18 protein-coding genes are annotated in these 11,955 nt (G+C 61.6%); 12 read left to right on the forward strand and 6 right to left on the reverse strand.

Annotated elements, in window-relative coordinates:
* Positions 1-5 precede the first annotated feature (5 nt).
* The 10 genes from EFR00_RS15850 (at position 6) to EFR00_RS15890 (ending at position 3,626) form a co-directional block, all read left to right on the forward strand.
* The gene (locus EFR00_RS15850) at positions 6-206 is read left to right on the forward strand and encodes a hypothetical protein (RefSeq protein WP_077989121.1); all 201 of its coding nucleotides are present in this window, start codon (positions 6-8) and stop codon (positions 204-206) included.
* A gap of 99 nt (positions 207-305) precedes the next feature.
* Entirely contained in the window at positions 306-521 is a 216-nt protein-coding gene (locus EFR00_RS15855) for a hypothetical protein (protein ID WP_040141785.1), read from the forward strand.
* 11 nt (positions 522-532) lie between these two features.
* Positions 533-715, forward strand: a complete 183-nt coding sequence (locus EFR00_RS15860) for a hypothetical protein (RefSeq protein WP_040112185.1) — start codon at positions 533-535, stop codon at positions 713-715.
* A 9-nt stretch (positions 716-724) separates the two neighbouring features.
* Positions 725-913: a hypothetical protein gene (locus EFR00_RS15865; protein ID WP_040112184.1), complete on the forward strand. Its 189-nt coding sequence runs from the start codon at positions 725-727 to the stop codon at positions 911-913.
* 80 nt (positions 914-993) lie between these two features.
* Positions 994-1,155, forward strand: coding sequence for a hypothetical protein (locus EFR00_RS33030; RefSeq protein WP_167482290.1), 162 nt, complete (start codon positions 994-996; stop codon positions 1,153-1,155).
* Positions 1,156-1,289: 134 nt separating this feature from the next.
* Entirely contained in the window at positions 1,290-1,697 is a 408-nt protein-coding gene (locus tag EFR00_RS15870) for a hypothetical protein (RefSeq protein ID WP_010045167.1), read from the forward strand.
* Positions 1,698-1,952: 255 nt separating this feature from the next.
* Entirely contained in the window at positions 1,953-2,183 is a 231-nt protein-coding gene (locus EFR00_RS15875) for a hypothetical protein (protein ID WP_040112537.1), read from the forward strand.
* Between the two features lie 99 nt (positions 2,184-2,282).
* On the forward strand, positions 2,283-2,546 hold the full coding sequence (locus EFR00_RS15880) for a hypothetical protein (protein WP_009989019.1): 264 nt from the start codon (positions 2,283-2,285) through the stop codon (positions 2,544-2,546).
* Between the two features lie 128 nt (positions 2,547-2,674).
* A complete protein-coding gene (locus EFR00_RS15885; RefSeq protein ID WP_077989122.1) occupies positions 2,675-3,178 on the forward strand; it encodes a hypothetical protein in 504 nt (167 codons plus the stop codon).
* A 196-nt stretch (positions 3,179-3,374) separates the two neighbouring features.
* Positions 3,375-3,626, forward strand: a complete 252-nt coding sequence (locus EFR00_RS15890) for a hypothetical protein (RefSeq protein WP_077989123.1) — start codon at positions 3,375-3,377, stop codon at positions 3,624-3,626.
* Positions 3,627-3,701: 75 nt separating this feature from the next.
* On the opposite strand, the gene EFR00_RS15895 is transcribed toward EFR00_RS15890, so the two are convergent.
* Positions 3,702-4,430, reverse strand: a complete 729-nt coding sequence (locus EFR00_RS15895) for an endonuclease/exonuclease/phosphatase family protein (protein ID WP_009991267.1) — start codon at positions 4,428-4,430, stop codon at positions 3,702-3,704.
* Between the two features lie 122 nt (positions 4,431-4,552).
* Here EFR00_RS15895 and EFR00_RS15900 point away from each other — a divergent pair, with 122 nt between their 5' ends.
* Positions 4,553-5,515 (forward strand): lysylphosphatidylglycerol synthase domain-containing protein, encoded by a 963-nt coding sequence (locus EFR00_RS15900; protein WP_077989171.1) that lies wholly within the window; start codon positions 4,553-4,555, stop codon positions 5,513-5,515.
* Here EFR00_RS15900 and EFR00_RS15905 read toward each other — a convergent pair.
* Positions 5,462-6,973: a phospholipase D-like domain-containing protein gene (locus EFR00_RS15905; RefSeq protein WP_077989124.1), complete on the reverse strand. Its 1,512-nt coding sequence runs from the start codon at positions 6,971-6,973 to the stop codon at positions 5,462-5,464. The genes EFR00_RS15900 and EFR00_RS15905 overlap by 54 nt on opposite strands.
* A 90-nt stretch (positions 6,974-7,063) precedes the next feature.
* Between EFR00_RS15905 and EFR00_RS15910 the strand changes: the two genes are divergently transcribed.
* A complete protein-coding gene (locus tag EFR00_RS15910; protein ID WP_077989125.1) occupies positions 7,064-8,314 on the forward strand; it encodes a DUF763 domain-containing protein in 1,251 nt (416 codons plus the stop codon).
* Between the two features lie 3 nt (positions 8,315-8,317).
* Here the strand turns inward: EFR00_RS15910 and EFR00_RS15915 are convergent, their stop codons facing one another.
* From EFR00_RS15915 to EFR00_RS15930, 4 genes are all read right to left on the reverse strand, one after another.
* Positions 8,318-9,235, reverse strand: a complete 918-nt coding sequence (locus tag EFR00_RS15915; protein ID WP_009991732.1) for a DMT family transporter — start codon at positions 9,233-9,235, stop codon at positions 8,318-8,320.
* Positions 9,236-9,424: 189 nt separating this feature from the next.
* Complete coding sequence (locus tag EFR00_RS15920; protein ID WP_077989126.1) at positions 9,425-10,168, reverse strand: ABC transporter ATP-binding protein; 744 nt, start codon at positions 10,166-10,168, stop codon at positions 9,425-9,427.
* Positions 10,165-11,019, reverse strand: coding sequence for an ABC transporter ATP-binding protein (locus tag EFR00_RS15925; RefSeq protein ID WP_077989127.1), 855 nt, complete (start codon positions 11,017-11,019; stop codon positions 10,165-10,167). Before EFR00_RS15925 ends, EFR00_RS15920 begins: the two co-directional genes overlap by 4 nt.
* Positions 11,016-11,951, reverse strand: coding sequence for an ABC transporter permease (locus EFR00_RS15930; RefSeq protein ID WP_077989128.1), 936 nt, complete (start codon positions 11,949-11,951; stop codon positions 11,016-11,018). The genes EFR00_RS15925 and EFR00_RS15930 overlap by 4 nt, the downstream gene beginning before the upstream one ends.
* Positions 11,952-11,955: the final 4 nt, after the last annotated feature.

Raw genomic sequence — 11,955 nt, forward strand, 5'->3', positions numbered from 1 at the left:
CCGAAATGAGTTCCAAGAAACAACTGGTCGAAGTCGCGGTGGATACCGAAGAAGGGCGTGTCCCTCTCGGCATCATGAACGCCAAGCAGGCGCTCGAGCTTCCCGATGATCTCGATGTTGAAGTATCGCATCCCGATCACGAGCCGGGCAGCACCGATGGTTTCATCCAGAAGGACGAGTTGCGACGGCATCTCGACGAACGCTAGAGCCAGTTGGCCAAGCGGCGCGTCGTCGCGTCATTTGCCCTCGATCCCGGAACCTCGGCCGATCTGCATTGTTTGATACGATGAATTAAGGAGAACGTCATGGCACATGCCGACCGGAAACATATCGGCGCTGGCGCAAAGGGAAAAGGTGATGGCAGCGGCGCCATGACCGACCTTAACGAAGAGCAGCTTCCCGAAAACAAGGTCCTGTCGAACCGCGATAAAACGCAACACTCCAAGGAGCGTGGTCTGGACGGCAAGACCATTCAGACCGAGCAATATATGGATCACAGTTCCAACCGAGACCCTGACTGAGGAGAGGCGCGATGAGCAGCAGGCTACCTCCAATTCCAGCGGGCAACGTCAGCAGCAAGGGTGCAGGCAAGCCGCTGAAGACCAAAGCAGAAGACGCCGCGATGGCAAGCGGCGGCGAAGACCCGGATAAGAAGGGTCAGCAAGGCAACAGCAAGATCAATACCAGCCATCAGGGCCATCAGCAGGATCGCTAGGAGGCATCGATGTCCACATCCAAGAAGAGCGCCGCGACCATCCGCCAGGGCGGCCCGGGGGCTTCGCATGAAAATGCCAAGGCTCCGCTCGACATTCCGAAGCCGGCGGCGGAGCCGGACAAGCGCACGCAAAGCAAGGTCTCCGGCGGTGGCGGCGAGCATGATCGCCATCATGGCCACGACCCGCAGCGGAAGTGAGGGGCAGACATAGCGGCGGAACCTGACCAGTCGAAAGATGGTCCGTCGTTTCACATGATCAACATGATGGAAAACAGACCATGACGACCGCATTCATCCTTGTTGCATTGGCTCTCATCGTTATCTACGCCGGCCCGACATTGCTGTTTATCTGCGTCGGTTATGCCGACTATATGATGGAGCGGCGCAGACACTTGTTGGCTTTGAAGCACGCGGTAAGGCGTCGCAGCGACAAGTTTTAGGCGTCCGACAACATCATTGTCGGCCCAAGCGCTAGGCAGACTGCGCGTGTCGCGACATGCGCTGTCAATCGATCATCAAAGCAGTTCTCGTGGAGGACCGCGAGGTCGGAACGTTGATTTAAGGAGATGTGAAAATGCCGCGGCGCAAGAGCAGTGAGACGACAAATCTCGAAACCAGCGGAGCCAAGATCGGCGAACCGGTGCCGAAAGCCATTATCGACGTCAACACCGCATCCGTCGGCATCCCCCGCCAGCCCGAAGAGGACCTGCGAGCAGAACTGAGCTCGCTGCGGAAACAGATTGGCATGCTCCAGCAGCAGGTCCTGGGCGCCGGGCGATTGGCGAAGGACCGCGCCGGAAAAGCGATCCATCAGACCGAAGCAGTGGTCAAACACCATCCGCTTTCAACGGTTTTGCTCGTGGCTGCTGTCGCGGGTGTGTTCGCCTTTGCCTCATATCACGTCTCCTCGCCGCGTCGTCGCGAGCCATCCGCCTTGCGAGATTTTAGAGACTTCTACGACAGGATGCGCGAGCGGATCTGACAAGATTTCAGGATTGTCAGCATCGCGATTTTGCCCGACGCTGCACTGATTGCCTGAATTGCGCAGCAACCCGACGTCTAAGTGGCTGTTCCAAAATAGTTTTCCTATCACGGATCGGCATGTCACGCCGATGTCACGCGACCGTGGAGGCAATATGTGCTTGATTGGGGCGTTCGGCGCTTCCGATATCCAGGCCGGGTGACCTGGAACTAGGAAAATGAGGGGCAGGGGCGCTATTATCGTTGGGGCATGGCGATGACTTTGGAGACCTCCGGGCAGATATCAGAGCCCGACGAATTCGTATTTCCGGTTCACACCCGGACGATCGCGCAGATACGCTATGATATTCTTGGGCAAGTCATGACGGTCGTCTATCATGACGGCCGCTCGCGCACCTCTACCGGCATACAGGGCCCGGCGATGTTGAGAATCCTCGCCCAACGTCCACTGGAGCGCTCGCCGTTTCTGTTGCGAACGGTCATCTGAGAAAGAAATCGGCGCATCCGCAGCTAAATCGTGCTCATGGTGCATCCATTTCCTGGGAACTGCGTTCATCCTCGATAGCCAGTCTATGGAGGGAAGACGATGACCTTTCCACGGCCGAAAGCCGAAGCTCCCGCTCAGCGCTTCGAAGAAGCGCGCGCTGCTGCACGCGACGCTTTGGAAAAACTGATTGCAGCCGCCAATGAAGCCGGATGGGGGACCGAGGAAATCTCGGTCGCATTCGTCGAGGCCGCACGGTTTTTGAGCGAAGCCAACAGAAAAGATCCCGATCCTGCCGACGATCCCATCATCAGCGACGTTCCAGGCAAGCGGGAGCAGATTGGACATGGCGAGCTTTTTGATTAGAGCAAATCCAGCAGAAGCTTGCAGCTTTTTCGGCAACGAAAGCATAGGCCCCGTAGCGGCCACGTCGGCGGGTGGGATCAATTCGAGCCATCGGGCGTTCTGCGGTGAGGAAACACGGGAGACGCATCATGATCAAGAACGAATCCGGAACGGGCGCGGACGATAGGCTAGACGACGCCGGCATCCCGCTGGCTAACAGAGAAGAGGCGGACATCAATCCTGACCTCCTCAGGCGCGAGGGTTTTGCGAGCGAGGCCGAATACCGCGCCTACCTCGCCACGCTTGGCCAAGAGATTCCGTTCGACGCCTATGTGGTGGAAACCGTCGAGATCTCCGAAGGGCATGTTCTGGAAGGCCGTCTGCGGGAGTTGCGGGAAGAGCTCGAAAACCTCCAGGCCCGTCTGCACGTGATCAGGCGACAGGCCGCAACCGTCTTGACCGAAAATGCCCGCTGGGCCGATGCCAGCGCCCATGCGCAACTCGGTGACCGGCCATGGCTCAAGCTGGCCGGCGCGATGGCGGCGGCCTTCGTCGTTACCAGGGGTCTCCGGCGATTGCCTCTCGGGACTGTGGCGACTACGGCGCTGCCCCTGGCCGCCGCCGCGATCAACCGGAAGCTCGCCAGAAATTGATGTCCGAAGGACAGAGCATGATGCCGAAAAGTGTGAGCGGTTTTCGGACGACATCATGCTCTAACTCTTTAATTTAGAACAGGATGCAGATTTTAGGCCGACCGGGCCTAAAATCTGCATCCTGTTCTAGGCTGAAAGAGCGCCATCTTCTCGCCGAAGTGTTTGTGCCATCTTACTGTCTGGAAGGGAGATGAACATGGCTGGACATGACGACCGCTATGTCGAGATCACGACGCGTCTTCGCTCGATGCGGTCGTTCTGCGACTTCCTCTCACAGGGTGGAACCGTCCGCGTCGCCTTGTCGGACGGTGGACCCTACAAGGACGTCACCGCCATTCTGCTGGAGCGGAATCGCCGGGAGGCGGAAGCGCTCGCCCGCACCCGCAGGCAGCTTTATCCCGACCTCGCGGACGAAGATGTGACGCCGCCGCTCTACAGCCGTCACTGACCCTCCAAGCAGCGGCTACGCCACGCCCGTTCGTTTCCTCCCGCGGGAACTGATCGATCAGTTGCAGAAGTGTCCTCAAGCGAAACTGATTTCGGCAAAGAGAGGGAGATGGTCCGAGGCGACCCTCGTCAGGCGATTTTGCAGGACAGTGGCTCTTTGGACGACCAGGTCGTCGGTGACGAAGATGTGGTCGAGGCGCATCAGCGGGTAGCGGGAGGGAAAGGTCGCTCTTGGTGCGGCCTTGCCTCCAAGCAGGGCGTCCTTCAATGACCGCGTGGCAAGCCGGTACGTCGCCGATGACGGAATGGCATTGAAATCGCCACAGAGAATGCAGGGAAGAGGTTCGTCCTTGGTGCCGCGCAGCCAGCCCGAATTCAAGAGCGTCGTCATCTGCCGGATGCGGTCGCGCCCGCGAAGGCCGAGATGAGTGTTGACGACCAGCAGCTTCCTGTCGCCGACCAGGACTTCGACCGAAAGCGCGCCGCGCTGTTCGCCGATCGATGGCAGCGGACCGGCCTTGACCGCAGCGGTCGGCAGCGCCGTGATGATCGCATCGCCATATTGTTCTTCGGCAACCGATAGCGCCGGATGAAAATGAGCCTGCATCTTCAGCAGCGAGGCGATGAGGTGTGCCTGATCGACGCCGCCGGTCCTCCGTCTCAGAACATCGACCTCCTGCAGAGCGATGATATCGGCTCCAGCCTCGGCGATGACCGAGGCGATGCGGCCGGGGTCGAGCTTCCGGTCGTTGCCGATGCAGCTGTGCACGTTATAGGTCAGGAGTTTGATCGATTTATCCGGCATAGACCCGCTCAAGCTGGTCTCCCCACAAGAGACAGGACTCGTACTCCGGTGGGGAACACAAAACTCTTTTGATCGTTCCAGATGATCGAGCCATGCGCTCGCACTTCGAAAACGGACAATCGATGAGTCTGAAAAAGGTAATCTGGAAAGGACTGCTCGTTGCCGCCCTTTGTATCGCGGGCTTTCTTCTCTATCGGATCTTCCGCCAGTACAGCCTGGAGCAGGTCGTTCAATCGGTCCGCAGCATACCCTTTGCGACCTTTTGCACAGCACTTCTGTTTGCGGCGGCATCCTATCTGTGCCTGAGCTGTTTCGACTATCTGGCGATCCGCTCGCTCGGCAAATCCCTGCCTTACCGGAAGATCGTGCTCGCCTCCTTCATCAGCCTTTCGCTCGGCCACAATATCGGATTTGCGGGGCTGAGCAGCGGCGCCTTCCGCTATCGTTTCTATTCCCGCTGGGGCCTGAGGGCCGAGGACGTGGCGAAGATTATCCTGTTCTGCGGCGTCACCGTCGGCCTTGGCTTGATCACACTCGGTGGCCTTGCCCTGATCGTCAATCCCGGCGATGCCGCGCGTCTGCTGCGCATCGACCCAGCGAGCACTCGGCTATTCGGTCTGCTAGCGCTGGCCGTGCCGGTCGTCTATGCCGGGCTGGCGTTTTTTATCCGCCGCCGGCTGCGGCTCTGGCGCTGGTCGTTGCAGCTGCCGCGATTTTCGATCGCGGTCGCCCAGGTCGGTGTCGGGACGATCAATTTCACGCTGGTGTCCGCCTGCCTGCACCAGATGCTCACGGTCTTCGGCGACGTTGCCTTCTTCAGGTCGGTTACGGCCTACGTGCTCGCTAATTCCGCGATCCTGGCGACGCATGTCCCGGGCGGTCTCGGCGTACTCGAGGCGACCGTCTCCTATGCCGTGCCGCAGGAGGCATCGATCGGCGCGCTGATTGCATTCCGCTGCGCCTATTTCTTCATTCCGCTGGCGCTCGGCACCACGCTTCTCATCGTCAGCGAAGTGATCTTCCGGCGCCGGTTACGCGGGGCGGATCAGGAGACGGAAGAGCGCGCCGAGGCCCAGTCGATCTAGGAGCCCCAATGGCCGCGCCGGGTCGAAGAGCGCGGTGCCCCTGATCGGCGAAATACTGCCCGAGAGATCGACGGCAAATTCCCGCAAGCCCCGAGGCCCATCATTGAGCTTGTCGACTGCTTGGATGATCGAGCCGCTCTGCGCATAGGCTGCGGCAAAGGTCTCCGTGGTCGTTCCGAGATATTCGGCCAGCAGATGGTGGCGCAGTTCCGCGATTGCGCCGCGATGCTCGTCATTGCCGGCCTCGAGAAGCATGTCGCATTCCGAATCCAATCCCTCCGAACGGTTATTGAGATTGGAGGAGCCGATGCGGATCAGTTCGTCGTCGGCAATGATCAGCTTGGAATGGATGAGCACCTCCACCCCGTCGGCCTTCCTCGGCTCTGACGCCCCGGGCACTGGCGGCCCGGGCACGACGGGGAAATAGACCCTGAACCGGTCGGCACGATCGGCGCGCTTGAGGCGGCGGATGACGCGGTCGCGATTGCCGCCCATGAAGAGCTTTTCGATCAGGCCATGGGAAAGACGTGTGCAGATGACGACGATCTCGGGGCCATCTTCCTCCTGCAGCCGCGCGGCGAGGGCGTCAGCGACGCGGAAGGAGGCAAGATATTGCGCTTCGATGTAAAGCTGCCGCCGTGCCCGGGCGATGATATCGAGAGTCGAGGCGATGCCATCGCTGATTCCGGCGCGGAAAGTGGTCGCCGGCTCCGTCAGCACGAAGCTCACGGGGATCTGCTTCAGCGAAACGGCAACATCGCGCGGCCATGTGAAAGGGAAGCTCTCGGCAAGCGGTCCATGCTTTTCGCCGGTGGCCCTTTCCCAGCGCCGCCGTGCGATATCGCCGATCAGCCTGGCCGCGTCGCCGGTGACCATCGCCTGAACGTCATGCAGCGGATCGTAGGACACGCCTTCGGGGTCGCGTCGCAATGCCTCCCTTGCCCGGTGGCGTCTCGTATCCCACCGCCGCGATGTCAGGTCCATGCCGCCGATGAAGGCGACGGCGTCGTCGATACAGACGAGTTTCTGATGGTGGCAGCCGCGCACCGTGTTTTGAAGATCGAAGCGCAGATCGATCCCGGCATTCCTCGGGAAGTTTTTCTTGCGAAGCACCTGCAGAGATTTGTCCGAATAGATCGGCCCGAGCGCCCAGATGAGGATGCGTATTTCAAGTGCCGGATTTGCCGCCGCCAGGGCATGCAGTAGGTCTGCCAATGTTTCGTCGGATTTTTCGGGCTCCATCCGGATGTCCGGATTGAAATCCCACCCGACGATCCAGACACTGCGCCGCGCCTGCCGCAGCGTGCGCGCCAGCTCGGCGAAATACTGGTTGCCATTGATCAGGAAGGCCGCTTTTTCGGCGTAGCCTTCGAGTTCCTGTTTTTCACCGCCGCCTGGCTGTTGCGCTTTTGTTCTAAGCAGGTAGGGTTGATTGAGCATGGTTTCTAACGCGGTCATGGTTGCCTCGGCTTTTCGACTGAAAGCAAACGCCCGGGACTTTCCCGAGTTCCCGATCGTAGCCGGCGATGGAAAATGTAAGGAAAAGAAATGTCAAAAAGAGCAGGCAGCGCTGATCTTCCCCTCCACGGGGGACGTGTGCCGCATTGGCTCGGCGAACGGATGACACGGCTCGGCACGCTGATCGCCGAGGCGATCGTTCATCACTACGGCCGCGATGAGTTTCTGCGCCGGCTCGCTCACCCTTTCTGGTTCCAGTCCTTCGGTGCGGTCATGGGCATGGACTGGCATTCGTCCGGCATCACCACAAGCGTTCTCGGCGCCTTGAAGCGCGGGCTGAAACCGCGCGCCGGCGAACTCGGCCTGCATGTTTGCGGCGGACGCGGCCAGCACTCGCGTAAGACGCCGCAGGAGCTCGTGTCGATCGGCGAGCGCGTCGGCCTTAACGGGGAGGGGCTGGCGACGACCAGCCGTCTGATCGCCAAGGTCGACAGTGCCGCCCTTCAGGATGGGTTCGACCTTTATCTCCACGGCTTCATCGTCGCCGACGATGGTCATTGGGTGGTCGTACAGCAGGGCATGAATGGCGACCGGCGGCAGGCCCGGCGCTATCATTGGCTATCCGAAGGCTTGGAGAGTTTCCTCGACTCACCGCATGCGGCGATCGAGGGACGGAGCCAGGGCGAGATCGTCAATCTCGCCGACAGGCGCGCCGAGCGCTCGCGGCAAGGGCAGCTCGATCTGCTGGCGACCCTCGGTCCCGACAGGATCGTCCGCGAGGCGGCCGCGCTGCAACGCGCCGAGCAACCTGAGCCCGCGGTCGACGAACAGCCGATGCTGCCGCACCTGATCATGCCCGCCCATCACGATGTCCGCGAGAGCGATGTCAATATGCGTCGTCTGCATGGCAATCTCGCCGCGGCGGCCGATCGCGGGCCAGCTGATTTTCAGGAACTGCTGCTCGTTCCCGGTGTCGGCGCACGCACGGTGAAGGCGCTGGCGATGGTGGCGGAAGTCGTCCACGGTGCGCCCTGTCGTTTCTCCGACCCGGCGCGCTTCTCGATCGCCCATGGCGGCAAGGACCGCCACCCGTTCCCGGTCCCGCTCAAGGTTTACGACGAGACGATCGGCGTGATGAAATCGGCGGTGCTGAAGGGCAAGCTTGGACGGGAGGAGGAGTTGCAGGCGCTGAAGCGCCTGGATGAGCAATCCCGGCAGATGGAACGTTATGTGACCGGCCCCGACCTCAAGGAAATCATCGCAGGCGAGTTCCGTCAATCCGCCGATTTCGGCGGGCGCAGCGTCTTCGGCTGGGAAGCCCCGCTGGCGGGTAAAGACTGACGGTTAGTGCCCATCCGGCGGGACGGCTTCGGCCGGCACCGTCTCTTTCAAATTCTTCCGGTGGAAGATGAAGAGCCCGGCAAAGACGATGATGGCGGCGCCGATGACGATCTGCATGTCGGGAATATCGTTGAAGAAGATGTAGCCGAGCACGATCGCCCAGAGCAGCAGCGTATATTGCAACGGCGCCAGCAGCGATGCCGGTGCGAGCTTCAGCGAGCGGGTGATGAGCAGATGCGCGCAGGTGGCGACGATCCCAAGCAGCAGCATGCCCGACCAATCGACCGGTGTTGCCGGCTGCCAGTGGCCGATGCTTAGGCCGATGCCGGTGACAAGGGCGGCGACCGTCTGCCAGGTTACCAGCGTCGTGTCGCTGGTCGAGCGCAGATAGCGGCTCATGACCAGCGACAGGGCAAAGCAGAAGCTGCCCGCAAGGCCGAAGAAGGACGGAAGCGATAGCATCGCCGTCGACGGGCGCAGCGCAATGACGACGCCTGCGAAGCCGATCAGAACGGCGAGCCACCGGCGCCAGCCGATCTTTTCTCCGAGAAAGAAATGCGAGAGTGCCGCTATGTAGATCGGCCCCGCCATATAGAAGGTCATGACGTCTGCGAGCGGCAAATAGGCGACGGCGGCATAGAACAGGGCGACATCGCCGGTCGCCATGGCCACCCGCATGAACTGCAGGCCCTTCTGCTCGACGCGGAACAAGGCCCTCGGCCCTTGCCGTGCGATCATCGGTCCGAGCACGATGAAAGCGCCGAGCGAGCGGATCACCAGCACCTGGCCGACGGCAAAGCTGGACATCAACCACTTGCCCATTGCATCGTTCAGCGCAAACAGCAAATCGCCGAGCAGCATCAGTACGACGCCCGTCATGATCAGGTTTCCTGTATTGGCGACGGCCGTCTTGGTCTTCATTCCCGAATCCTCACAAAAATGGCCGCGCATGCGCGGCCGAATGCGGCTTCGGCCTTAACAAGGCCGATGTCAAGTGTTCACTTGTGTACAGACGGCGGTCGGCCGGCGTGGAAAGAGCATGCCAAGGCTGAACCGCTGGCGGTCATCGCCGAGCGAAGCGGTCAAGCCTTCTCTTGGCTGGAGGGGGAGCTAACCCCTGCCATACATCCGGCTCGCCCGCAGCAGGCGTTGCGAATAGGGATGTTCGACCGCGCCTCTTCGCAAGGCCTCTATATCGACCTGTTCGACGATCTCGCCCGCTTCCATGATGGCGACGCGGCTGCACATGTGGGAGACGACAGCGAGATCGTGGCTGACGAGGAGATAGGTGAGGCCGCGCTCCCTGCGCAGGTCCTGCAGCAGATTGAGGATCTCGGCTTGGACCGACACATCGAGCGCCGACGTCGGCTCGTCGAGAAGCAGGACATCAGGGTTCAGCATCAGGGCACGGGCGATCGCCACACGCTGCCGCTGCCCGCCGGAGAGCTGATGCGGAAACCGGTAGCTGAGCGCCGGATCGAGGCCGACCGATCGCAGCACGGCGTTCGCATCGACGGAGTTTCGGTCCAAGCCCTGGTTGCGCAGCGGCTCCTGCAGCTGCGAGCGGATGGTCTTGCGCGGATGAAGCGAGCCATAAGGGTCCTGGAACACCATCTGCACCCGCCGATAGAACGGCCGGCCGCGCTGCTGCTCCAGCGTCTCGCCGTTGAGGGCGATCCGGCCGTCATAGTTGGCGTTGAGGCCGGAAAGCGCCCGGAGAACCGTGGACTTGCCGCAGCCGGATTCGCCTACCAAGCCGAAGGCCGTGCCGTTCTCGATGGCGAGGTTCACATCCTTGACGACAGGCCGCTGGCCGTGCCCGAAGCGGATGGTGAGATTGTCGATCCGGATCATCGTGGCGCCTCCGCGAAGTCATTCAGCCACGCGGGATCGCGCTTCAGGATCGGCAGCCGGGCGGGCGGATCCTCGATCGTCGGCAGCGAGGCGAGCAAGCCCTGCGTATACGGGTGCCTCGCCTTGTCGAGATCGCGCGCCTCCAGCATTTCCACGACGCGGCCGGCATACATGATGAGCACGCGGTCGCAGAAATTGCGGATGAGGTTGAGGTCGTGGCTGATGAAGATCAGGCCGAGATTGCGGCTTGAAACGAGTTCGTCGAGCAGTGCCAGGATCTCGAGCCTTACGGTTACGTCAAGCGCGGAGGTCGGCTCGTCGGCGATCAGCACCTCTGGTTCGGCAATCAGCATCATGGCGATCATCACGCGCTGGCCCATCCCGCCGGATATTTCGTGCGGATAGAGGCGGGCAACGCGCTCGGGATCGCGGATCCGCACGGCTTCGAGCATGTCGAGCGCCTGGGCGTAGGTCTTTTTCGCGCTCACCTTGGGATGATGGAAGCGGTAGGTCTCGGCGATCTGCTCACCGATCCGCATGACAGGATTGAGCGAATATTTCGGGTCCTGCAGGATGAGGCCGATCCGCCGCCCGCGGATCGTCATCATCGTCCGCTCATTCGCCTTGAGGAGATCCACATCTCGGAAGCGCATTCGCTCGGCGCTGACCTGTGCTGTCGGCGGCAGCAGTTTCATGATTGCCCGGCCGACTGTGGATTTGCCCGATCCGGATTCGCCGACGATGCCGAGCTTTTCCTGGCCGAGCGCAAAGCTCACGCCGCGCACCGCGCGCATGTGGCCGCCGCCATAGGCGATTTCGAGATTGCGGATGTCGATCAGGGGCTGCGTCATTCCGAACCTCTCGGGTCGAGTACGTCGCGCAGCGTATCGCCGACGAGATTGAAGGCGAGGCTGACGAGGGCGATGGCGATGCCGGGCGCGGCGATCACCCAGGGGCTATCGAGCATGAATTCGCGGCCGCTGGCGGCCATCGAACCCCATTCCGGCCATGGCGGCTGTGCGCCGAGGCCGAGAAAGCCGAGACCGGCAGCGGTGATGATGATGCCGGCCATGTTGAGCGTGACGCGCACGATCACCGAGGGAATGCACATCGGCAGGATGTGGCGTGTGATGATGGCGATCGACGTTGCGCCCTGCAGGCGCACGGCGGCGATATAATCGGCCTTGCGCAGGCTGAGCGTTTCGGCGCGCGCCAGTCGCGCGATTGGCGGCCAGGCCGTCAGCGAAATGGCGATGATCGCATTGGTGATGCCGGGCCCGAGAGCGGCGGCAAAGCCGAGCGCCAGCACCAGCCCGGGGAAGGAGAGGAAGATATCGGTGATGCGCATCAGGATTTCGTCGACGATTCCGCCGAAATAGCCCGAAAAGGTGCCGATCAGCAGGCCGAGCGGCGCGACGATGATCGTGACCAGCATGATGATGTAGAGCGTCGTGCGGGCGCCGTAGATCACCCGCGCAAAGACGTCGCGGCCGAAATTGTCGGTGCCGAGCCAATGTTCGGCGGAAGGCGGCGCAAGCCGCCCTGCCATGTCCTGAACGATCGGATCGTAGCTCGTCAGCAGGGGAGCGGCTGTCGCCACGACGATCAGCAGCACGATGATGACGAGGCCAGCGAGCCCGAGCGGATGCAGGCTGAATTTCTGCCAGCCCTGATGGATCTGCTGCGCCGACGACTGGAACCAGCCCTGAGGCTCGGGCGCGTGCAGCCAGTTGCGAAAGCCGCCGGCATGGGTGGTCTCTGCGTCTTCGGTAGAGATCGTCATGGCG

This window comes from Rhizobium sophoriradicis (genome assembly GCF_003939025.1).
Classification (GTDB): domain Bacteria; phylum Pseudomonadota; class Alphaproteobacteria; order Rhizobiales; family Rhizobiaceae; genus Rhizobium; species Rhizobium sophoriradicis.